At 63.6% G+C, this 22,676-nt stretch carries 20 protein-coding genes and 1 pseudogene; 8 read left to right on the top strand and 13 right to left on the bottom strand.

The features are described from left to right. Positions 1-89: 89 nt before the first annotated feature. Complete coding sequence (gene clpB, locus DS839_RS29685; RefSeq protein ID WP_119274139.1) at positions 90-2,687, bottom strand: ATP-dependent chaperone ClpB; 2,598 nt, start codon at positions 2,685-2,687, stop codon at positions 90-92. 309 nt (positions 2,688-2,996) lie between these two features. Here clpB and DS839_RS29680 point away from each other — a divergent pair, with 309 nt between their 5' ends. Then, positions 2,997-3,326, top strand: coding sequence for an endonuclease domain-containing protein (locus DS839_RS29680; protein ID WP_368911992.1), 330 nt, complete (start codon positions 2,997-2,999; stop codon positions 3,324-3,326). A gap of 294 nt (positions 3,327-3,620) precedes the next feature. Further along, a complete protein-coding gene (locus DS839_RS29675; protein WP_119274137.1) occupies positions 3,621-4,151 on the top strand; it encodes a class I SAM-dependent methyltransferase in 531 nt (176 codons plus the stop codon). A gap of 60 nt (positions 4,152-4,211) precedes the next feature. Here the strand turns inward: DS839_RS29675 and DS839_RS29670 are convergent, their stop codons facing one another. From DS839_RS29670 to DS839_RS29645, 6 genes are all read right to left on the bottom strand, one after another. Continuing rightward, on the bottom strand, positions 4,212-5,048 hold the full coding sequence (locus DS839_RS29670) for a DUF4167 domain-containing protein (protein ID WP_119274136.1): 837 nt from the start codon (positions 5,046-5,048) through the stop codon (positions 4,212-4,214). A 341-nt stretch (positions 5,049-5,389) separates the two neighbouring features. Further along, positions 5,390-6,214: a peptide chain release factor N(5)-glutamine methyltransferase gene (prmC, locus tag DS839_RS29665; protein WP_162918887.1), complete on the bottom strand. Its 825-nt coding sequence runs from the start codon at positions 6,212-6,214 to the stop codon at positions 5,390-5,392. Between the two features lie 76 nt (positions 6,215-6,290). Further along, the gene (gene prfA, locus DS839_RS29660; RefSeq protein WP_119274134.1) at positions 6,291-7,373 is read right to left on the bottom strand and encodes a peptide chain release factor 1; all 1,083 of its coding nucleotides are present in this window, start codon (positions 7,371-7,373) and stop codon (positions 6,291-6,293) included. A gap of 52 nt (positions 7,374-7,425) precedes the next feature. Then, on the bottom strand, positions 7,426-8,547 hold the full coding sequence (locus DS839_RS29655; protein WP_119274133.1) for a helix-turn-helix domain-containing protein: 1,122 nt from the start codon (positions 8,545-8,547) through the stop codon (positions 7,426-7,428). Between the two features lie 108 nt (positions 8,548-8,655). Next, positions 8,656-10,920 carry a phosphoenolpyruvate--protein phosphotransferase gene (ptsP, locus tag DS839_RS29650; protein ID WP_119274132.1) on the bottom strand — a complete coding sequence of 755 codons (2,265 nt, stop codon included), beginning with the start codon at positions 10,918-10,920 and terminating at the stop codon, positions 8,656-8,658. Between the two features lie 134 nt (positions 10,921-11,054). After that, positions 11,055-12,311: an aspartate kinase gene (locus tag DS839_RS29645; RefSeq protein ID WP_119274131.1), complete on the bottom strand. Its 1,257-nt coding sequence runs from the start codon at positions 12,309-12,311 to the stop codon at positions 11,055-11,057. A gap of 156 nt (positions 12,312-12,467) precedes the next feature. Between DS839_RS29645 and ubiG the strand changes: the two genes are divergently transcribed. Then, on the top strand, positions 12,468-13,220 hold the full coding sequence (ubiG, locus tag DS839_RS29640; RefSeq protein ID WP_119274130.1) for a bifunctional 2-polyprenyl-6-hydroxyphenol methylase/3-demethylubiquinol 3-O-methyltransferase UbiG: 753 nt from the start codon (positions 12,468-12,470) through the stop codon (positions 13,218-13,220). A 29-nt stretch (positions 13,221-13,249) separates the two neighbouring features. On the opposite strand, the gene DS839_RS29635 is transcribed toward ubiG, so the two are convergent. From DS839_RS29635 to DS839_RS29620, 4 genes are read right to left on the bottom strand one after another with little or no spacing between them, the layout of a single operon-like run. Next, positions 13,250-13,696, bottom strand: coding sequence for a DUF1178 family protein (locus DS839_RS29635; RefSeq protein WP_119274129.1), 447 nt, complete (start codon positions 13,694-13,696; stop codon positions 13,250-13,252). Positions 13,697-13,701: 5 nt separating this feature from the next. Continuing rightward, positions 13,702-14,541: a carbon-nitrogen hydrolase family protein gene (locus DS839_RS29630; RefSeq protein WP_368911991.1), complete on the bottom strand. Its 840-nt coding sequence runs from the start codon at positions 14,539-14,541 to the stop codon at positions 13,702-13,704. Continuing rightward, on the bottom strand, positions 14,538-14,813 hold the full coding sequence (gene grxC / locus DS839_RS29625; protein ID WP_438816555.1) for a glutaredoxin 3: 276 nt from the start codon (positions 14,811-14,813) through the stop codon (positions 14,538-14,540). Before grxC ends, DS839_RS29630 begins: the two co-directional genes overlap by 4 nt. 16 nt (positions 14,814-14,829) lie before the next feature. After that, entirely contained in the window at positions 14,830-15,603 is a 774-nt protein-coding gene (locus tag DS839_RS29620) for a ComF family protein (protein ID WP_119274128.1), read from the bottom strand. Positions 15,604-15,678: 75 nt separating this feature from the next. Between DS839_RS29620 and ilvD the strand changes: the two genes are divergently transcribed. The 4 genes and pseudogenes from ilvD to DS839_RS29600 all read left to right on the top strand — a co-directional run bounded on the left by ilvD (position 15,679) and on the right by DS839_RS29600 (position 19,064). Then, positions 15,679-17,523 carry a dihydroxy-acid dehydratase gene (gene ilvD, locus DS839_RS29615; RefSeq protein WP_119274127.1) on the top strand — a complete coding sequence of 615 codons (1,845 nt, stop codon included), beginning with the start codon at positions 15,679-15,681 and terminating at the stop codon, positions 17,521-17,523. Between the two features lie 18 nt (positions 17,524-17,541). Continuing rightward, positions 17,542-18,420 (top strand): methyltransferase domain-containing protein, encoded by an 879-nt coding sequence (locus DS839_RS29610; RefSeq protein ID WP_119274126.1) that lies wholly within the window; start codon positions 17,542-17,544, stop codon positions 18,418-18,420. Positions 18,421-18,488: 68 nt separating this feature from the next. After that, positions 18,489-18,761 carry a CopG family ribbon-helix-helix protein gene (locus DS839_RS29605; RefSeq protein WP_119274125.1) on the top strand — a complete coding sequence of 91 codons (273 nt, stop codon included), beginning with the start codon at positions 18,489-18,491 and terminating at the stop codon, positions 18,759-18,761. Next, positions 18,758-19,064, top strand: a pseudogene (locus tag DS839_RS29600) (type II toxin-antitoxin system RelE/ParE family toxin). Before DS839_RS29605 ends, DS839_RS29600 begins: the two are co-directional and overlap by 4 nt. Before the next feature lie 63 nt (positions 19,065-19,127). Here DS839_RS29600 and DS839_RS29595 read toward each other — a convergent pair. Then, on the bottom strand, positions 19,128-20,132 hold the full coding sequence (locus tag DS839_RS29595; protein ID WP_119274124.1) for an NADP-dependent oxidoreductase: 1,005 nt from the start codon (positions 20,130-20,132) through the stop codon (positions 19,128-19,130). A gap of 149 nt (positions 20,133-20,281) precedes the next feature. Here DS839_RS29595 and DS839_RS29590 point away from each other — a divergent pair, with 149 nt between their 5' ends. Then, positions 20,282-21,208, top strand: coding sequence for a LysR family transcriptional regulator (locus tag DS839_RS29590; protein ID WP_162918886.1), 927 nt, complete (start codon positions 20,282-20,284; stop codon positions 21,206-21,208). Between the two features lie 30 nt (positions 21,209-21,238). Here the strand turns inward: DS839_RS29590 and DS839_RS29585 are convergent, their stop codons facing one another. After that, complete coding sequence (locus DS839_RS29585; RefSeq protein ID WP_119274122.1) at positions 21,239-22,672, bottom strand: sugar porter family MFS transporter; 1,434 nt, start codon at positions 22,670-22,672, stop codon at positions 21,239-21,241. Between the last annotated feature and the right edge of the window lie 4 nt (positions 22,673-22,676).

The following is a 22,676-nucleotide window of genomic DNA, read 5'->3' as shown; positions in this document are numbered from 1 at the left end:
TTGCGTAATTTTTACCAGGCGTATCTCAAGAATGAAAAAGGAGCGGAATCTCTTCCGCTCCTTGATCGTCACCATGGCTGGAAACGGGCTTATGCCGCTTTCGCCTTCGACTTGCCCGCTTTCAGCGTGAGCCCGTCCTTGCCGGCGCCGACATTGACCGTGTCGCCGTCCGAGACATTGCCGGCGAGGATCTCCTCGGCGAGCGGATCCTGCAGCGACTTCTGGATCACGCGCTTCAGGGGACGCGCGCCATAGGCCGGGTCATAGCCCTTCTCGGCGAGCCAGTCATGCGCCGCCTTGTCGAGATCGATCTTGATCTTGCGCTCGACGAGCAGCTTGGCCAGCCGCCCGAGCTGGATATCGACGATGGCGCCCATATGCTCGCGCTTGAGTCTATGGAAGAGAATGATCTCGTCGAGCCGGTTCAGGAATTCGGGCCGGAAGTGGCTTCTGACCACATTCATCACTTGCTGGCGCACCACATCGACATCCTGGTCCTCGCCCAGGCTCACCAGATATTCCGAGCCCAGATTGGAGGTCATCACGATGAGCGTGTTGCGGAAGTCCACCGTGCGGCCCTGGCCGTCGGTGAGCCTGCCGTCGTCGAGCACCTGGAGGAGCACGTTGAACACATCGGGATGCGCCTTCTCGATCTCGTCGAAGAGGACGACCTGATAGGGCCGGCGCCGCACCGCTTCGGTGAGCGCCCCGCCCTCGTCATAGCCGACATAGCCCGGAGGCGCCCCGATGAGACGGGCGACGGAATGCTTCTCCATGTATTCCGACATGTCGATGCGCACCATCGCATGCTCGTCGTCGAACAGGAACGCGGCCAAGGCCTTGGTGAGCTCGGTCTTGCCGACGCCGGTCGGCCCCAGGAACATGAAGGAGCCGATCGGGCGGTTGGGATCCTGGAGACCGGCGCGGGCGCGGCGGACCGCCGTCGCGACGGCCTTCACCGCCTCGGCCTGGCCGACCACGCGTTTGCCCAAGCCTTCCTCCATCTTGAGCAGCTTGTCGCGCTCGCCTTCCAGCATCTTGTCGACGGGGATGCCGGTCCAGCGCGACACGACCTGCGCCACGTGGTTCTCGGTCACCGCCTCCTCGACCATCGGATTGCCCTTGGCGGCCTCCTCGACCTCCTTGAGCTTCTTCTCGAGGCCCGGGATGGTGGCGTAAGCGAGCTCGCCCGCCTTGGCGAAGTCGCCCTTGCGCTGCGCCTGTTCGAGAAGGGTGCGCGCATCGCCGAGCTCCTTCTTGATCGTCGCCGCGGAAGCGAGCTTCTCCTTCTCCGCCTGCCATTTGCGCGTCAGCGTGGCGGAGCGCTCCTTGAGATCGGCGAGTTCCTTCTCGAGCCGGGCGAGCCGGTCCTTGGAGGCGCGGTCGGTCTCCTTCTTCAAGGCCTCGCGCTCGATCTGCATCTGCATGATGTCGCGGTCGAGGGCGTCGAGCTCCTCGGGCTTGGAATCGACCTGCATGCGCAGGCGCGAAGCCGCCTCGTCCATGAGGTCGATGGCCTTGTCGGGCAGGAAGCGGTCGGTGATGTAGCGGTTGGAGAGCTGGGCCGCAGCCACCAGCGCCGAATCGGTGATCCGGACCTTGTGGTGCTCCTCATATTTCTCCTTGATGCCGCGCAGGATCGAGATCGTGTCCTCGACGGTAGGCTCGCCCACGAAGACCGGCTGGAAGCGCCGCGCCAGCGCCGCGTCCTTCTCGACATGCTTCCTGTATTCATCGAGCGTGGTGGCGCCGACGCAATGCAATTCGCCGCGCGCCAGAGCGGGCTTCAGAAGATTGGACGCATCCATCGCGCCGTCGGCCTTGCCGGCGCCGACGAGCGTGTGCATCTCGTCGATGAAGAGGATGATGCCGCCGGCCGACGCCGTGACTTCCTGGAGCACCGCCTTCAAGCGCTCCTCGAACTCGCCGCGATATTTGGCGCCGGCGATGAGGGCACCCATGTCGAGGGCGAGCAGCTTCTTGTCCTTGAGGCTCTCCGGCACGTCGCCATTGACGATGCGCAGAGCGAGGCCTTCGGCGATGGCGGTCTTGCCCACGCCCGGCTCGCCGATGAGGACGGGATTGTTCTTGGTGCGCCTCGACAGCACCTGGATGGTGCGGCGGATCTCGTCGTCGCGTCCGATCACCGGGTCGAGCTTGCCCGAGCGCGCCGCCTCGGTGAGGTCGCGCGAATATTTCTTGAGCGCGTCATAGGCCTGCTCGGCCGAGGCCGAATCGGCGGTGCGCCCCTTGCGCAGCGCATTGATCGCCTCGTTGAGGCCCTGGGGCGTGACACCCGCATCCTTCAGCGCCTTCTGGGCGTCCGACTTCTCGATCGCCAGCGCCTGCAGCAAACGCTCGGCCGTCACGAAACTGTCGCCGGCCTTCTGGGCGAGCTGATTTGCCGCCTCGAAGACACGCGCCGTCTCGGGCGCCAGATAGACCTGTCCGGCACCGCCGCCCGATACTTTGGGCAGGCGCTTCAGCGCCGCTTCGGTCTCGGCGAGCGCCAGCCGGCTGTTGCCGCCGGCGGCACTGATCAGGCTCGAAGCGAGGCCTTCCTCGTCATCGAGCAAGACTTTCAGAAGATGTTCGGGGCTGAAGCGCTGATGGCCCTCGCGCAAGGCGAGCGCCTGGGCCGACTGGATGAAACCGCGGGCCCGCTCGGTGTATTTCTCGAAATCCATGGCTTACTTCTCCTCCTCGGCACGCCCATGAGAGCCCATCATGGCACTCTCCCGTGACGCCGTCTTTGGCTGAAATCCGGCCGCAACGTCACGGAAGCTGGAACCCTCAAGGAGGCGATCCTGTTCCGGACCATTATCGGCCGCAAGCCAGATATAGGAAAGGTTTTCCGAGGGACAAGGTTGCCGCCCGGCCCAGAAACGGGATCTGCGTAGGTTTCCCCCTCTCCCGTCCGAAGGATGGGAGAGGGTGGCCGAAGGCCGGGTGAGGGCTCTTTTGCGGATCAGTGGCAAGGCGATAAGATTGGAGGCATGGCCATCACTGACCAGAAGCGCCGGGATCAAGCTCGCCGGCTACGCCACAGCCAGACACCCGCCGAAGTGCGACTCTGGTCAGGGCTGCGCGGGCGAAGACTCCAGAACTACAAGTTTATCCGGCAATATTCGATCGGCCCTTTCACCGTTGATTTTCTTTGCCGCGACGCCCGTCTCATCGTCGAGGTCGATGGCGCAACGCATTCGGAAGATCACGAGATTGCCTACGACCAGCGCCGATCAGCCTATCTGAGGGCGCAAGGCTACAGGATTGTCCGTGTCATGAATGACGATGTTTACCGGAAGTTCGACGATGTATGGACATGATCCTTCTCGCATTGGAAGACAAACTTCCGGAGGCGTGAAGGAAGAGCCCTCACCCGCCCTTCGGGCACCCTCTCCCATTGCTTTGCAACGGGAGAGGGGAAAACCTATAGAGTTCTCGCCGCCGCTGAGGCTCACTGCTTCACGAGTCCCCACCCGGCGGTTCTTCGTGCAACCTCCGGGCATATTCTGGTTGGACGCCAGAATTTACCTGTGGAGAGACTGTGTTGCGACCCGATTTTGCTCTATGGAACAAACCCGTAAGCGGGCTTCATTCTTGCGTGAATCAGCATCGTCATGACAGCAGTACAGGAAGCACAGAGTAACCGTGAGGATCGATACTCGCGGCTCGAGCGCCTGCTTTTCCGGCTCGAGGCCCAGCATCAATGCCTGAACTGGGCGTTCCGCGAAATCAAGGACAGGCCGGGCGTCGTCTTCGAGCTTGGGCTCGGCCATGGCCGTACCTATGATCACCTGCGCCGGCATCTGCCGGAACGCGAGATCTTCGTGTTCGACCGGGAAGTCGATTGCTTTCCGGATTGCACGCCCGATGCGGACCATCTCATGCTGGGCAAATTCTCCGATACCTTGCCTCAAGCCCGCGCGCGCTTTGCCGGCCAGGCGATCCTGGTGAATTCCGACGCCGGAACCTATGACGACGGCTACAATCGCGAGGTTGCGGCTCTGGTGAGCGCAAGCCTGCCCGATCTCCTGGCACCCGGCGCCATCGTGCTGTCGGATCTGCCCTTGAACCTGCCGCAGGCGCGGCGGCTGCCGCTGCCCGCAACTGTGCGCAGCGAGCAGTTTTTCATCTACCAATCACCGTAGATAGTCACTCGGCGCGAATCCATCGCGGCGAAGTCTTCAGCTTCGCCGCGATGCGACTGATCAGTCGGCCTGCGGTGCTTCCTCGGACTCAGCGGCCGGTGCGGCTTCGCGGCGCGGCCGTCTTCCGCGGCCCGTGCCACTGGCCGGGCGCTTCAGGAAGGAAGGCTGCGGGCCATCCCATTTCTCATCGACGCCTTTGGCTGCGGCCGCGGGTGCCGCAGGTGCCGGCTCGGCGGCGGGCGCCGGCTTCTCGGCCTCGACCGGAGGCGGCTGCGCTTCCGGCTCCTCGCGCCGCTGATAAGGCTGCTGGTTTTGCGGATTGCCATAGCGGCCCTGTTCCTGGCCCTCGCCGCGGTTGCGGTCCCAGCGCGGACGGAAACGGTCGCGCCGGTCATGGCGGTCGCGCCGCTCGCCCTGCTGGTCGGGGCCGCGATTGCCTTGCTGGTAGTCGCGCCGCCCCTCGCCCGGATCGAAGCTCTCCGGCTGCTCGCCCGTTTCACCAGCGAAACCGGGGCGCTCGCCGATCTCCGGCTGGCCGTCGTCGCCCTCAGGGCTCGCATCCATCTCGTCATCATCGCCATAGTCGTCTTCCGGCCGGCGATATTGCTGCTGCATCTGCTGCTGATAGGCCTGGGCCGCGGCGAGGATGCGCAGATAATGCTCCGCATGCTGATAATAGCTCTCGGCCATCACGATGTCGCCGGAGACTTGGGCGTCGCGGCCGAGCTGGAGATATTTGTCGGCGACCGTCTGCGCCGTGCCGCGCACCTTCACATCGGGTCCGTTGCTCTCATAGACGCGATTGAGCGGGTTTCCGCCGCCACCGCCGCCGCCTCCGCCGCCATTGTGACGACGATTCCGGCCGCGGCCCCGCTTGTTGTGCTGACCTGGTCTCATTTTCCACTCATGCTTTAATTCAGATTCATATTGTCCGCGGTTTACCCACACGCAGAATCACATCATGCCGCTCCGGCATAATTTCTGATCGACGATCGACTCTCAAACGAGCCCTGCCAAATCTGTCCCTGTGGTTTAGGAGGTCTGTCCTGCCTGAGAAACGTATCCTGGCTTGGACCCGCTACATTTCAACCGCGCTAATCTTCATGTGGATGGGACCTCTTGCCCTCTGGGCCCGCCCCGTCACCTGCCGTCTAGCGCTAATCGCAACGGGCAGAACGAAATACCAGAACTAAGGTAGCCCTTCCCCTGGTCATTTCCAACCCCTTTTTTGTCGCGCCTCAAGCATGGCTGAAGCCCAGGCAGCGCACATGCCGGGCAAGGTCCTGCCAGCGCCCCGCCGGCGCGAATCCAGAGGTCTTGAAAATATGTTCTATATCAAGTGCTTGGCCTTCACCGATCTCGACGATGACACGGCCGTCGGGAGCGAGGTGCGGCCCTGCGACCTTAGCGATTTCGCGGTAGGCCTGAAGCCCGTCCGCGCCGGCCACCAGGGCGCTCTCCGGGTCGAAGTTCCGCACCTCGGGCGCAAGGGTTTGGAGAATCGCTTGCGGGATATAGGGCGGGTTGGAGAGGACGAGGTCGAAAGGGCCTTCCGTGCCGGCGAACCAGCTCCCTTCCGCGAAGCGCGCCCGGGCGAGGACGCCGTGGCGGCGGGCATTGTCTTGCGCGACGGCGAGCGCGTCGGCCGAAATATCCGTCATCACCGCCCGGGCTTCTGGGCGCTCGGCGAGGAGCGTCACGCCGATGATGCCGGAGCCGGTGCCCAGATCGATGATGCGGCAGGCGTCTTCCCTGGGCATGAAGGAGAGCGTCGCCTCGATCAGCGTCTCGGTGTCGGGCCGGGGATCGAGCGTCGCGGGCGTGATCCTGAAGGCACGCCCATAGAACTCGCGCTCGCCCAGGATGCGCGCGACCGGCTCCCCCGCGAGGCGGCGCTCCAGGAATTCCCGGAACCGCGCCGCCGCTTCCGGCGCGACGGGCCGCTGCGGATCGGCGATCAGGGTTTCGTGGCCGAGGCCCGCCGCCTGCTGCAGCAGGAGCCTGGCATCGAGCGCCGGCGTCGGATTGCCCTTCGCCGCGAGGGCATTCTTGGCGGCGTCCAACAGGCTCTTTGCCGTTTCCCCTCCCCCTTGCGGGGAGGGGTCAGGGGTGGGGGTCTGGGAAGTGCTGGAAACCAAGCTACGCCGCATCGGCCTCGGCGGCGGCGAGAAGCTCGGCCTGATGCTCCGTCATCAGCGCGCTGACCAGTTCCTCGAGCCCGGGCCCCTCGATCACCTGGTCGAGCTTGTAGAGGGTGAGGTTGATGCGATGGTCGGTGACCCGCCCTTGCGGGAAATTATAGGTGCGGATGCGCTCGGAGCGGTCGCCCGAGCCGATCTGGCCGCGCCTGGTGGCGGAGCGCTCGGCATCGAGGCGCTGTCTTTCGCGCTCATAGAGCCTGGCGCGCAGGATCTTCAGCGCCTTCGCCTTGTTCTTGTGCTGCGACTTCTCGTCCTGCTGGGCGACGACCAGCCCTGAGGGGATATGGGTGATGCGTACCGCGCTGTCGGTGGTGTTGACCGACTGGCCGCCGGGACCGGACGAGCGATAGACGTCGATGCGCAGATCGGCGTCGTTGATCTCGATATCGACCTCTTCCGCCTCGGGCAGCACCGCGACCGTCGCGGCCGAGGTATGGATGCGGCCTTGCGCCTCGGTCTCCGGGACCCTTTGCACCCGGTGCACACCCGATTCGAATTTGAGACGGGCATAGGCCCCGGCCCCGGTGATCGTCGCGATGATCTCCTTGTAGCCGCCGTGATCGCCTTCGCTCGCCGAGATCACCTCGACCCGCCAGCCTTTGACGCTCGCATAGCGCTGATACATGCGGAACAGGTCGCCGACGAAGATCGCGGCCTCATCGCCGCCGGTGCCGGCCCGGACTTCGAGGATGACATTGCGCTCATCGGCCGCGTCCTTGGGCAGGAGCAGGATTTTCAGCTGCTGCTCGAGCTCGCCGATGCGCTTGGCAATTTCGGGCTTCTCGGCCTCGGCCATTTGGGCCATGTCGCGATCACCCGAGGCGATCATCTCGTCCAGCCCGGCGAGATCGGACCTGGCCTTGGCCAGCGCCCGCGCCGCCGTCACCACGGGGCCGAGCTCGGAATATTCCTTCGACAGCCTGACGAAGGTCTCAGCCTGCGCACCTTGGGTGAGTTCCGCCTCGATGACGGCGAAACGCTGCTGGATGCGGTCGAGCTTGGCTTGCGGAATGGCACTCATGCCGCGGGCTTTTAGCGGAAGCGGGATGCTTCCGCCAAGCCCAGCGTGAGGCTTACCCGCGCTTCTCGAGCGTCGGGATGTCGAGCGGCTGGCCGACCAGGATCTGTCCCGGCGTGCCCAGGATGCCGCGCTCCTTGCCGTCGATGATGTAGGAGAGCAGCCCGCCGTCACGCGCGATGACCACCAGGCCCTGGCGGTCGGGCACGCTATAGGTGTCGCCGCCGCGCAGCATCTGCGTCATCACCACATTGCCTTGCGCATCCTCGATGCGCACCCAGACGGGCGCCTTGGCTCTCAACACCAGGCGGGAGCCCGGATCGGCCGGTGGCGTCGCCGCGGCTGGCTTGTCGGCAGCGGGCTTCTTGGACTGGGGCGTCGGCGCCGCCTTCTGCGGCTGCGTTTCGGACCCCTGCTGGAAACCATCCTCGATGAAGGCGCCGATCCCTGAGAGACCATCCTCTTCGCCCGTGGGCTCCTTGCCGGCCGACGGCGTTTCGTCCTCGACCTTGGCCTGCGCACCTTCTTCCGGCATCGGCTCTTCGCTGACCGCGACGTCGGTATCGCTCTGTCCGGTCGTGGCGGTGGGCATCGGATCGCCGGCCTGGTCGAGGGGCTCGTTCTGGGCCGTCTCTTCGCCCGGCTGTATGCCGGGCACCGGCTGCATCACCCAACTCGCGGCGGCGAAGAGCAGGATGGCGGCAAAGCACGAGCCGATGACGCCGCCGGCACCGCCCGGGAAGGACTTGATGCTGAAGCGCGGGAAAGGCGGCATCTTGCCGAATCTGAGGATCTTGGCGCTGGACAAGGGGCCGGGATCCGCCGGATGCGCCTTGCCCTGGTTGCCCTGGGGACGCGGCAGGAAAGCGGCGTAATGGGTGACGAGGGGTTCGGGCTCGAAGCCCATATACTCGCCATAGATGCCGACCATCTCGAGCGCTTCGAGGCGCTGCGGCAGCCGGGTCAGGTCGCCCATTTCGATGGCTTCGACGTGATAAGGATGGATGCCGGTCGCTTCGCAGATCTGATCGAGGCTCAAGCCGCGCTTCTCGCGCTCGCGCTGCAGGTACCAGCCGGCTTCACCGGCGGGATTGAGATCACCGTCCGGCTTCGGGCGGTAGAACGGGGTCGAGTCGAGCGCAGGCTCGCGATCATGATCGGGGACAAGAACATCCATGGAGCACTTCTCCGGACAGCCGGCCTTAACCAGCCGGTAACGCTAATGAGTCCCCTGAACATGCCTCAGAATGGTAAGCAGAAGGCTAACGCCGTCCGTTTTTCGCGATCAAATCAGCCGGATGCCCTGCGACTTGGCAAAAGACGTGAGCGCCAGGCGCAGCGTCTGGTCGCGCTTGTGCAGCAGCGGCTCCATGAAAGCCCATAATTTTGCCCGGTCGGTCGAGAGGATCATGGTCTTGACCGGCCCGATCGCCGCCGGCGCCATGGAGATCGAGGTCAGCCCCAGGCCGATCAGCGCCATGGCCTCGAGCGGACGTCCCGCCATCTCGCCGCATAGATTGACATGGACGCCGTGCTCCGCACCCGCCTCGACGATGGCGCGGATGGTCTTGAGGATGGCGGGCGACAGCGGATCGTAGCGATGCGCGAGCCTTGGATTCTGGCGGTCCGACGCATAGAGGAACTGCAGCAGGTCGTTCGAGCCGATGGAGACGAAATCGAGCTCGGGCAGGAGCTCATCGAGCTGCCAGACGAGGGCCGGCACCTCGATCATGGCGCCGAGCTCGATCGCGACGGGCAGCTTGTGGCCGCGCTCCTTGAGATGCGCCTTCTCCTTCTCGACCATCGTTTTGGCGGTGAGGAATTCTGTGACCTCGGCGATCATCGGGAACATGATGCGCAATTTCTGCCCGGCGCCGGCCTTGAGGAGGGCGCGAAGCTGCAGCCGCAGCAAGGCCGGCCGGTCGAGCGCCATGCGGATGGCGCGCCAACCCATGGCCGGATTGTCCTCCTTCACCTGGCGCAGATAAGGCAGGAGCTTGTCGGCGCCGATATCGAGGGTGCGGAACGTCACCTGACGCTGATTGGCGGCCGCCAAAATGCCGCGGTAATGCCGGACCTGCGCATCGAGGCGCGGGAAATGCTGCGCCATCATGAACTGCAATTCGGTGCGGAACAGGCCGATGCTCTCCGCCCCTGAATCATGCAGATGCGGCAGGTCGACCAGGAGGCCGGCATTGATGCCGAGCTCGATCTTGATCCCGTCCCTGGTCATCGCCGGCGTGTCGCGGAGCGCCTGGAACTGCGCCTGGCGCCTGGCATTGAAGCGCACCTTGTCGGCATAGGCGCGCTCGATGTCGAGCGAGGGACGGACATAGACATCGCCCGAGGTGCCGTCGAGAATGATCGGCGTGCCGGTGTCGACGACATCGATGAGGCCTTCGACCTGGCCGGCGGCGGGGATGCCGAGCGCCCGCGCCACGATCGCCACATGGCTGGTGGTGCCCGCTTCCTCGAGGATGACGCCGCGCAGCTTGGTGCGGTCGTAATCGAGGAGCTCGGCGGGGCCCATGTTGCGCGCCACCACGATGGCGTTCTGCGGAAGGTCGCCGCGCGACGCCGTGGCGATCTGCCCGGTCAGGATGCGCAGGAGCCGGTTGGCGAGATCGTCGAGATCATGCATGCGCTCGCGCAAGTAGGGATCGGGGGTACGCATCATGCGCGCCCGGTTGTCGCTCTGCACGCGCTCGACCGCGGCCTCGGCGGTGAGGCCGGTCTCAACCGTCTCGCGCAGCCGGTTCACCCAGCCCCGGTCATGCGCGAACATGCGGAAGGTCTCGAGCACTTCCGAATATTCGCCGCCCCGCGTCTCGGTGCCATCGACGAGCTCGTCGACATGGGCGCGCAATTGCTCGATGGCGCCGTCGAGCCTGGCCTTCTCCTTGGGGATGTTCTCGGCGATGAGGTTCTCGACCACGACGCGCGGCTCGTGCAGCACGACATGGCCGAGCGCCAGGCCGTCGGCCAGCGCGTCGCCCTTCACATGATGGCTGCGCACATGGGCGATGTCGGCGGCGACGTCGCGCGCCACCTCGGTGAGCTCGCCCGAGGCGATGATCTCGGCCAAGACCATCGCCGTCGTCTGCAGCGCTTCTTCCTCTTCCTCGGTGTAATGGCGGCGGGTGCGGTTCTGCACCACGAGCACGCCGATGACGATGCCGTTGCGCAGGATCGGTACGCCGAGGAAGGAGTTGTAGACTTCCTCACCCGTCTCGGGGAGGTATTTGAAGGCCGGATGCGCCTGCGCATCGGCGAGGTTGAGGAGCTGCGCCTCGCCGGCGATGATGCCGACGAGGCCTTCGCCGACATTCAGTTTCGACAAGTGGACGGCTTCGCGCTTCAAGCCTTCAGTCGAATAGAGCTCGAGCACCTGGCCGGGGCGCATCACATAGATGGAGCACACTTCCGCGACCATGTTGGCCGCGATCAGGACGACGATCTTGTCGAGCCGCTTCTGTGCCGCCTCGGGCTCCGCCATGACCTCGCGGAGCCTCCTGAGGAGAACACGCGGGCCTAGGGCGGATGTGACCATCAGGCGGTGTCCTCACGCGCGCTTCCCGTAAAAATCGCTCGCGCCTTGTATGGCCTGAGCGCTTTTACGATGGCGGCCGGCATGGCCGGTTGCCATTGCCGACAGTGTCTATGGCGCAATGCCATCGTCATTCTTCAGTTCGCCCCTTCGAGCCCATAGGCCGTGTGCAGCGAGCGCACCGCGAGCTCGGTATAGGCTTCATCGATGAGCACGCTGATCTTGATCTCGGAGGTGGCGATCGCCTGGATATTGATGCCCTTCTCGGCCAGCGACTTGAACATCTTGGCGGCGACGCCGGCATGGCTCCGCATGCCGATGCCGATCACCGACACTTTCGCGACGTCGAGCGAATGGCTGAGCTCGTGATAGCCGACCTTGTCCTTCAGCCCTTGCAGGACTTCCAGCGCCTTGCGCAGGTCCTTGCGCGCCACGGTGAAGGTGATGTTCGCGGTCTCACCATCGGCCGAGACATTCTGGACGATCATGTCCACGCTGATGTCGGCTTCGGCCAGCGGCCCGAAGATCGAGGCCGAGACACCCGGCTTGTCCTTCACCCGGCGGATCGAGACCTTGGCTTCATCCTTGGTATAAGCGATCCCGCTTACGACATGCTGTTCCACGATACTGTCCTCATCGCATACGAGTGTTCCGGGCCCCGAACCATCCGGCCGGTTCTGATTGGCGGCATCGGGCGGCTCGAAGCTCGAGCGCACCTGCAAGGGTACCTTGTAAACCATGGCCAACTCAACCGAGCGTGTCTGCAGGACCTTGGCGCCGGCCGAGGCCATTTCCAGCATCTCCTCATAGGAGACGCGATCGAGCTTGCGCGCCCGCGAGTCGATGCGGGGATCGGTCGTGTAAACGCCGTCGACATCGGTATAGATGTCGCAGCGCGCCTCGAGGGCGGCCGCCAAGGCCACGGCCGACGTGTCGGAACCGCCGCGCCCCAGCGTGGTCACGCGCCGGTCGGGGCCGATGCCCTGGAAGCCCGCCACGACGGCGACCTGGCCCTGCTCCATGCGCTTGCGCAATTCGCTGGCCTCGATCGAGACGATGCGGGCGGCGCCATGGACGCCGTCGGTCTTCACCGAGACCTGCCAGCCATGCCAGGACCTTGCCGGTATGCCCATGTCCTGCAGCACGATGGCGAGGAGGCCGGACGTGACCTGCTCGCCCGAGGCGACGATCGCGTCATATTCGCGGGCATCGTGGACGGAGGCCGCTTCCCGGCACCAGGAGACGAGCCTGTCGGTCGTGCCCGCCATGGCCGAGACGACGACGGCGACCTCGTGCCCGGCTTTGACCTCGCGCTCGACATGGCGCGCGACATTGCGGATGCGCTCGACATCGGCAACCGACGTTCCCCCGAATTTCATCACCAAGCGGCCCATGGCCCAAAACCTCTTTCCTCACGCGCCCGGGGCCCCGGACAGGTCCCTGACACGCCCTGTCCTCGAACCTTGATCTGGGGAGGGATGCGGCGCGGCGTAGTCATAGATGAGGGCCCCTCTCTATGCAATAATAGGAAAGGAAATTCTGGAGTTCTGATGACGCCCGCTTTTGAAGCCAAGAGCCTCGACCCGGCCGAGGTCGAGAAATTCTCGAAAATCGCCGCGGAATGGTGGAATCCGACCGGCAAATTCGCGGTCCTGCATGTCTTCAATCCGGTCCGGCTTGCTTACATCAAGGAGCAGGTCACGGCCCGCTTCGCCCGCGATCCGTTTGAGCGGCGGCCCTTCGCGGGCCTCAGATTCCTGGACATCGGCTGCGGCGGCGGGCTCCTGACCGAGCCCATGGCGAGGCTCGGCGCCACGATCACCGGGATCGACCCTTCCGAGAAGAACATCTCGACCGCCCGCGTCCATTCGCAAGAGCAGGACCTCGCCATCGACTATCGCGCCCAGACGGCGGAAGCCCTGGCGGCTGAGGGCGAGACCTTCGATGTGATTCTCAACATGGAGGTGATCGAGCATGTCGCCGATCCCAAGGGCTTCGTCGAGACCTGCGGCGCGCTGCTGAAGCCCAATGGGCTGATCTTTATCGCCACTCTCAACCGGACGCTCAAATCCTTCGGCCTCGCCATCGTCGGTGCCGAATACATATTGGGCTGGCTGCCCAAGGGCACCCATCAATGGGAGAAGTTCATAACGCCCGCGGAGCTCGAAGGCTGGCTTGAGGCAAGCGGCCTCAGGCAGCTCGACCGCACCGGCGTCACCTACAATCCCTTCTCAGGCGAATGGCGGAGAGCCCGCGACATGGATGTGAACTACATGCTGGTGGCGCAGAAGCCGGGGAATTAGCACAGCCCGGCCATGACGAGTTGGGGGGATCAGTTGCCGTCTTCAGGCAGAATCGGCAGAGGATGGATCTCGATGCCCTCTTCGATCAGCGCTTCGGCATCCTGGGTCGTGGTCTCGCCATAGATGCCGCGCTTCTCGGTTTCCTCATAATGGATCTTGCGCGCTTCCTCGGCGAATTTGTCGCCGACATATTCGGCATTCTCTTCGACCGCCTTGCGCAATTCGCGCATCACCTGGACGAGCTTCTGCTGGCGCGGATCGAGGGTCGTGGCCAGCACGGGCTTCGGCGCCGGTTCGCTTCTGCGGTTGCTCTTGACCGGAATGCCCGGCGCCATCAGCTGCTTTTCGACCCTGGTCGATCCGCAATGGATGCAGGAGACGAATCCCTTGCGCGACTGCTCGTCGAAAGCGGCGCTGTTGGAGAACCAGCCATCGAATTCATGGCCTTCTTCACAAATGAGATCGTAACGGATCATGCCCCTTAGGTAGCAACCTCTCCCTGGGCGTTCAAGATCGCCTGTCTTTCATGCCGCAGGACCGGGATTCGCCGCCGTGCTTCAAGCACTTGGCGCCGGTCGATGACCGTCATGAGGACTGCCGGGTCTTGTCCGCCTTCTGCCGTTATGTCGCCTGAGGGAGAAACAGCAAGACTCATGCCAAAGGTCTCGCGGCCACATTCGTGCAATCCGCCTTGCGCCGGCGCCAGCACGAAGCTGCCCGTTTCGATGGCGCGGGCGCGCAAGAGCACATGCCAATGCGCCTCGCCGGTCACTTTCGTGAACGCCGACGGCACCGTCAGGACCTCCGCGCCCGCCTGAGCCAAAGCCTTGTAAAGATGAGGAAATCTTACATCGTAGCAAATGGTGAGGCCGACCGTGGCGAAAGGCAGGGGCACGACCGGCACCGGACGGCCCGCGGCATAAGCGGCCGATTCCCGCAAAATCTGGCCGTTCGGCAGGTCGACGTCGAACAGGTGCACCTTGTCGTAGCGCGCCGCCAAGGTGCCGTCGGGCGCGAAGAGAAGCGAGCGATTGACGAGCTTCCCCTCGGGGCCCTTGAGCGCGAATGAGCCGGCGTTGAGCCAGATGCGCTGATCGCGGGCAAGGTCGGCAAAAGCCGCGACCGAGGCATCTTCCTCTTCCCGCCGCGCCAGCCCCTTCAGCCGGTCGCGATCCGTCTCCAATATGTTGGTCATTTCCGGGGTGAGGACGAATTCAGCGCCCTTGCGGCAGGCTTCCTTGATCAGGAGGGAAGCATCGGCGATGTTGCGCGCCATGTCGCGCCCGGAGCGCAGTTGGATGAGCGCTGCCTTGGTGGTCACGCTTGAGGCGCGCCGGCGAGAAGCGGATCGAGCTTGCCCTGCCGGTCGAGCGCATGGAGCTCGTCGCTGCCCCCGACATGGGTCTCGCCGATGAAGATCTGCGGCACGGTGCGCCGGCCTTGCGCCTTCGTCATCATGCGCTGCCGCTCCTGCGGATCGAAGCTCACATCGATCTCGGAAAATTCTACGTTCTTCCGCTTGAGCAGCGCCTTGGCGGAATGGCAGTAGGGGCAGAAGGGCGTCGTGTAGATGGTGACTTTCGGCATGGCCATCACTTTCGAATCCGCCTCAAATATGAAGGCGCATGGGCTTGTGCACAAGCGCGAAGGTCAGGACGTCGACGCGGGCCGCCCCCGCCCTTTTGAGCGCCTGGGTGCAGGCTTTGAGCGTCGCTCCCGTGGTGCGCACGTCATCGATGAGGACGAAGGACTTGCCCACGACCAGGGGCCGGCTTTCCTCGGGCACGATGAAGGCGCCCTCAACGTTGCGTTGCCGCTCCTCCTGGTCGAGCCCGGTCTGTGAGCGCGTAGCCTTGCGCCGGCTGAGGAGACCGGGACAAAAAAGCTTGCCCGTGCTCTTCGAGATATGGCGGGCGAGGATGGCCGACTGGTTGTAGCGCCGCCGCCAGAGCCTGAAGCGATGCAGCGGCACCGGGATGACACCATCCGCGCCGGCCAGGATGTCGGCGCCGGCCCGGCGCATGAGCCGCGCCATGATGAGGCCCGCCTCATGTCGGTCGCGGTATTTGAGGGCATGGGCAAGGTCGCGCGCTGCATCGTCGAAGAGGAGCGCGGCGCGGGCGCGGTCCCACAGCGGCGGATCGGCGAGCGCCGCAGCGCTCACCGCCCCTTCGCCCTGCTCATAGGGAAAAGGGATGGCGAGCCTTTCGCAAAAGGGCGCCTCGATGAAAGAAAGCTTCGACCAGCAGGCGACGCACAGGCCCGACGCCTCGGCCACCGCGTCACGGCAGGCGAGGCATTGCGGCGGGATGAGCCAGTCGAGCCCCCATCTGCCGATGAGTGTCAGGCCCCCGGAAAGGTGCGTTAAGGTCAAGGCGGCCATGCCCTATTCTAGCATGGAATTGGGCGCCCGCCTGGACTAGGAAACGGGAGGAAGCCCAAGCAACAGGACCCGAGCATGCCGAGTTATCGTTCCCGCACCACCACCCATGGCCGCAACATGGCCGGCGCCCGCGGCCTGTGGCGCGCCACCGGCATGAAGGATTCAGATTTCGGCAAGCCGATCATCGCGGTGGTTAATTCCTTCACCCAGTTCGTGCCGGGCCATGTGCATCTGAAGGACCTGGGCCAGCTCGTGGCGCGCGAGATCGAGGCGGCGGGGGGCGTCGCCAAGGAGTTCAACACCATCGCCGTCGATGACGGCATCGCCATGGGCCATGACGGCATGCTCTATTCGCTGCCGTCACGCGAGCTCATCGCGGACTCGGTCGAATACATGGTGAATGCCCATTGCGCCGACGCCATGGTCTGCATCTCCAATTGCGACAAGATCACGCCCGGCATGCTGATGGCGGCCTTGCGCCTCAATATCCCGGTGGTCTTCGTCTCGGGCGGCCCGATGGAAGCGGGCAAGGTCGTGCTCAAGGGCAAGGAAGTGGCGCTCGATCTCGTCGATGCCATGGTGGCGGCGGCCGACGAGAAGGTGTCGGAACAGGACATGAAGGTCATCGAGCGCTCGGCCTGCCCGACCTGCGGCTCCTGCTCCGGCATGTTCACCGCCAATTCGATGAACTGCCTCACCGAAGCCTTGGGCCTCTCGCTTCCCGGCAACGGCTCGACGCTCGCCACTCATGCCGACCGGCGCCGCCTCTTCGTCGAGGCGGGTCATCTCGTCGTCGACCTGGCGCGGCGTTACTACGAGCAGAATGACGAGAGCGTGTTGCCGCGCAAGATCGCGAGCTTCGCCGCCTTCGAGAACGCCATGACGCTCGACATCGCCATGGGCGGATCGACCAACACCGTGCTGCATCTCCTGGCCGCGGCGCATGAGGCCGAGCTCGATTTCACCATGGCCGACATCGACCGCCTGTCGAGGCGGGTGCCGGTCCTGTGCAAGGTGGCGCCCTCCAAGTCGGATGTGCATATGGAGGACGTCCACCGCGCCGGCGGCATCATGGCGATATTGGGCGAGCTCGACCGCGCCCGTCTCATCGACACGAAGGTCGCCACGGTGCATGCGCAGACGCTCGCAGCCGCGCTCGAGCAGTGGGACATCACGCGCAGCAAGAGCGCCAAGGTCAGTGACTTTTTCCGTGCCGCCCCGGGCGGCGTACCGACGCAAGTCGCCTTCAGCCAGGAGCGCCGCTACGAGACGCTCGATCTCGACCGCGAGGCGGGCGTGATCCGCTCGGCCGAGCATGCCTTCTCCAAGGATGGCGGGCTCGCGGTGCTTTACGGCAATCTCGCGCAAGCGGGCGCCATCGTGAAGACGGCGGGTGTCGATCAATCGATCCTGGTCTTCGCAGGACCGGCGGTCGTGTTCGAGAGCCAGGATTCGGCGGTGAACGGCATCCTCACCGGCAAGGTCAAGGCGGGCGACGTCGTGGTCATCCGCTATGAGGGCCCGCGCGGCGGCCCCGGCATGCAGGAGATGCTCTATCCGACGAGCTATCTCAAATCGAAGGGTCTCGGCAAAGCCTGCGCCCTCATCACCGACGGGCGCTTCTCCGGCGGCACCTCGGGCCTCTCCATCGGCCATGCCTCGCCCGAAGCGGCCGAAGGCGGGCTCATCGGGCTCGTCGAGACGGGCGACCTGATCGAGATCGACATCCCCAGCCGCAAGCTCCATCTCAAGATCGACGACGCCGAGATCGGGCGGCGGCGCAAGGCCATGGAAGCGCGCAAGGAGGCTGCCTGGAAGCCTACGGAAAAGCGCAACCGCAAGGTTTCTACCGCACTGCGCGCCTATGCGGCGATGGCGACCAGCGCCGCCAAGGGAGCCGTGCGCCACATACCCGACTGAGTGTCGAGGCCGTTGCCGATGACGTCAGGCGTTCCACAGATCTTCGATTCGGCGTTGCGGCGCCTGCATTTCGCGCGCGCCCGAAGCACGCGGCCGCCTTTCTATGCCCAGACGCTGGCGGCCGAGATCGAAAGCCGCCTTTGCCTGATCCTGCGCGATTTCAAGACGACGCTCATCTGCGGTCCGGCGGCGGGCGAGATCAGGGACGGTCTCGCCGGGACGCAGCACCTCGGGCGCATGGTGACGGCGGCGCCCGCACCTGGTCCCGGCATCGATGTGGTTTTCGAGGATGAGGCTCAGCCTCTGGCCGGGGCGAGCTTTGATTGCATCTTGAGCCTGTTCAGCCTCAACAGCGTCAATGATGTGCCGGGCGCTCTCGCCCAGTTCCGCCAAGCCTTGCAGCCCGACGGTCTTTTTCTGGCCGCCCTGTTTGCCGGCCGCACGCTCATCGAATTGCGCGAGGCCTGGCTCGCCGCCGAAGCCGAGTTTTGGGGCGGCGCCAGCCTGCGCGTGGCACCCTTTGCCGATATGCGCGACCTGGGCTCGCTCTTGCAGCGCGCCGGCTTCGCTCTGCCCGCCGTCGACATCGACATGACGACGGTCAGATACAAGGATGCGATCTCGCTGATGCGCGAGATCCGAGCGCTCGGGCTTCAGCATGCTTTGTCCGAGCGCTCGCGCCGTCCGGTGACCGCCACATTGCTGGCACGCGCCGCGTCTCTTTACGATGCGCGCTACGCCGACGCCGATGGCCGTGTCAGGGCGACGGTCGAAACCGCCTGGCTCATCGGCTGGGCGCCGCATGAATCGCAGCAGCAGCCCCTGCGTCCGGGCAGCGCCAAAGCGCGCTTGGCCGATGCGCTGAAGACCGAGGAAGTGAAGCTCAAACGCGATTAGATTACTCGCGATTAGACTTGCATGCTATACTGTGCTAAGATGTACACAAAGAGACACAGAATATCGCGATGCCCGCCAGCACTACCATGACAATTCGCGTGAGCCTCGAGGTAAAGGAAAAGCTCGATCGGATCGCAACCGACACTCGACGCAGCAAATCTTTTCTCGCAGGCGAGGCGGTTTCAGCCTATGTGGACCGCGAGCTTGAAATCATCGAAGGCATCAAGCGCGGCCTTGCCGATGTCAAGGCGGGTCGAGTAGTACCCCACGAGCAGGTTATGACCGAGGCCCGCCAGATCATTGCCAATGCGAAAAAGAAGAAGAAAACGGCGCGCGGATGAAGCCGGTCGTTTGGTCGGCTGAAGCCAGGCGGGGATTATCTCGACATCCTCCACTATATTGCCGCCGACAACCCTTTCGCCGCTGAGAGGGTTGTGGATGCAATTGAAAAGGCCGGAAACGACCTCGGCCGTTTCGCAACGGGGCGACCAGGCCGTGTGATGGGTACCTATGAGAAGTCCATCACCCGCTTGCCTTATATCATCGCTCATGCGCTGGCGGTCCATTCCGGGCGCGAATGCATCGTCATCCTGCGCGTGATCCATACCTCTCGGGATTGGCCAGCCGAGGAATGGCCTCGATAGTGTTTTTCCGAGATGCATCCCGGCAACGCTGTAGGAGTCGCTTCAGGCGTCTTCTTGCGGCGGCTACAGTCTCACCAGCTGCTTACCGAAGTTCTCGCCCTTCAACATTCTTACAAACGCAGACGGAACTGACTCAATGCCGTCGAGAATGTCTTCTCGTGTTTGCAGCAGGCCACGTTTGTACCACTCGCTCAACTCCGCCTTGGCTATTGCGTTCTCGGACGCGAAATCGTCCAAGAGAAATCCCTCTATTCTTGCACGCTGGATAAGAATTCGACGCAGATGCCGCAAGCCGATGTCAGGCCGGTCAAAACGATCGGCCAGCGCCACCGTACCGACTACGACGACGCGACCGAAGACGTTCAGGTTCGACATGGCCGCGTCATGCACGGGCCCTGCCGTGTTGTCGATAAATACGTCGACTCCATTGGGGCAACTTTCGGCAACCGCAGCCGCCAAATCACTTGCGGTTCTATGATTGATGCCCGTGCGATAGCCAAGCTCTTTGCACCACGCGATCTTTTCGTCGGTCCCAGCGATCGCAACAGGGTCATATCCCTTGATCCGGGCGATTTGCCCAGCAATCTGGCCAACCGCGCCAGAAGCCGCTGAGATCAGCACCGTTTCCCCCAGCTTAGGCCGAGCTGTCCGCAAGAGCGCAAAGTATGCCGTCAGTCCGGGCATCCCCAAACAACCCAGGGAGGTCTGCACAGGTGCCTGCTCGGGATCCAGAATAATGGCGGTCTTTGCCGGGATGACGGTATGAGTCTGCCAACCGAAACAATCGGACTGAACAATATCACCGGTCCGGAAACCAGGATCTTCGGAGCGGAGAACCTCACCCACCCCACCACCAAGCATTAGATCGCCAACCTTCAATCCAGCAGCATAATTCTTTGCCGGGCTGATCCGCCCGCGCATATATGGATCAACCGATAGCCAAAGCGATTTGACCAGCAACTCACCTGGCCCCGGATTCGGAATCCGACCTTGCTCCAGCACAAAGTCGTCCGGCCTCGGCATCCCTGATGGAAACCGCCGCAGAAACCAGCTTGGGTTTGTTTTCATCCCATCACCTGTCGATAGTGGCTCTTGTTCAAGGCGAAGGTAATCGTGCGGCTGGTCCCGGCGCTATAGCTCATAGGGGAATTCACTATCCGTGTCCGCGGACAATTCAGGAGTGGGGCAAAAGAGCTGCCGAGCGGTATACTGCTTCCATGGCAACAGGTGAGGAACCGATGGAAAGCCTAGACGATATGATTTTCCTGGTTGAAGTCGCAGAGAGCGGCAGCTTCACCGAGGCAAGCGCCAGGCTGAGCGTTCCTAAATCGACCATCAGTCAGCGAATCAAGCGGTTGGAGAAGAGGCTCGGCCTGCAATTGCTGAGCCGATCCACGCGTCGCGTCAGCCTTACCAGCAATGGGCAGGTGTTCCTCGAATATTGTCGTCGTGTTCGGGCGGAAGTGAAATCCGCCAGTGTGGCGATGATCAATCTCAAGGAACGGCCTACCGGACTAATACGACTTACCTGCCCGGAAATCACGGCATCCTACTTCATGCCCCGATTCCTGCATGGCTTTACCAAGCAGTTTCCCAACGTCGAAGTGGATCTACTTGCAACCAACGAAAACCTGGACATCATCCGTGAGCGGATCGACTTTGCTTTCAGGGTGGGATCGGTATCGAACAAGGACCTCTTCGTGCGCAAGATATCGCCGATCAAGCGCATTCTTGTGGCTTCTCCAGCGTATTTGAAGCATTCGGGGCCTATGACGCTGCCGGAGCATCTCGCGAAACATAGATGTCTCGTTCATCAGGCGCACGCGGTCTGGTCGTTTTCGATGAAATCGGACATTGCGAAAGTCACGCCGTCAGCCGCCATGCAGAGCAACTCGATCGGCTTCTTGTTGCAGGCGAGCATCGCGGGCAACGGCTTGGCTGTATTACCCGCTTATGTCTGTGCGCCGTACATCTCGACCGGTGCTCTTGCCGAGGCAATGCCGCAGTGGAGAATTCCGGCACACCAAATGATCATGGTTTCGTCCGAGGTAAGGAACTTGTCGAAAGCGCAAGCTGCATTTCGAGGATATGTGGATGCCTATGACTTCACGCCCCTGTCATCTGGCGCAGAAATCTTCCAATAGTTGCCTACAAAGAACCCGCCGGGCGTCGGGCTATTCCATTTCTTCCAGCTCGCGTCCTTTCGTCTCCATGACGAAGCGCCAGACGAAGAAGAAGGAAAGGACGGCCATCCCGGCATAGAGGCCATAAGCGAGGCCGAGGCCGCTGCCGGCCAATATCGGGAAGCTCTGCGACACGACGAAATTGGCGAGCCATTGCGCCGCCGCCGCAATGGCCAGCGCATAGGCGCGAATGCGATTGTTGAACATCTCGCCCAACAGCACCCACACGACAGGTCCCCAGCTCATGCCGAAGAAGACGACATAGAGATTGGCCGCTATGACGGCGATCATGCCGGCATCACCGTTGAGAACGGGGACGATGGAGCCGTCGGCAATCTGACGCGTGGGGGCGGCGCTGAAGATCCATGCCATCAGGCCGAGGGCCAGCGCCATGCCGGTCGAGCCCAAAAGCAGGAGCGGCTTTCGGCCGATCCTGTCGACGAGCGCGATGGCGACGAGCGTCGTGGCGATATTGGTGAGGGACGTCATCACCGTGATCTTGAGCGAGTCCGCCTCGGTGAAACCCACCGCGTGCCACAGCACTGTGGAATAATAGAAAATGACGTTGATGCCGACGAATTGCTGGAAGACCGACAGGAAGATCCCGACCCAAACCACGGGCAAGAGTCCCGCGGCGGGACCTCTGAGGTCTGAGAGAGCTTGCCTCTCCGCTCTCCCGAGCGTCTCGCGTATCGTCTGGATGCGGGCGTCGACGCTGGGCGGCGTGCCGAGAAAACGCCTGATGATGGCCGCCGCACCGTTGAGGTCATTGATCGAGACGAGATAGCGCGGCGACTCCGGGATCAGCCCCGCCATCAGGCCATAGAGTATCGAGGGGATGACTTCGACAAGGAACATCCACCGCCAGGCGTCGAGCCCGAGCCAGAGTGGCTGCGCAGCACCACCCGCCGCATCGGCGAGGAGATAGTTGCACAGCAAGGCGATAAAGATGCCGACGACGATGGCCATTTGCTGTAACGAGCCCATGCGCCCGCGCAAATGGGCTGGTGCCACCTCGGCGATATAGGCCGGAGTGATGACGCTCGCCGCTCCGACCGCCAGGCCGCCGAGGAGCCGGAAGAAGGTGAAGGACCAGATGTCCCAGGCCAAGCCTGCGCCGATCGAGGAGATGAAAAAGGCAAAAGCTGCGGCCCGCATCACGGCAAGACGCCCATAGCGGTCGGCAAGAGGGCCTGCCATCCAAGCGCCGGCGGCGCATCCAAGAAGCACGCTCGCGATCGAAAAACCGAGCATGACGTCGCCTAAACCCGCCCAGGCGCGGATGGCCTCGACGGCGCCATTGACCACTGCGGTGTCATAGCCAAAGAGGAAACCGCCCATGGCGGCGGCGACGGAGACCAGCAACACGCGCCCGGTCCGTCCCGTGTCGTCATTGGCCACTGTAGCCAAAGCCCCGTCGCCCATGCCG

This window comes from Taklimakanibacter deserti (assembly GCA_003574785.1).
This window is presented reverse-complemented; position numbering and strand designations above follow the sequence as displayed.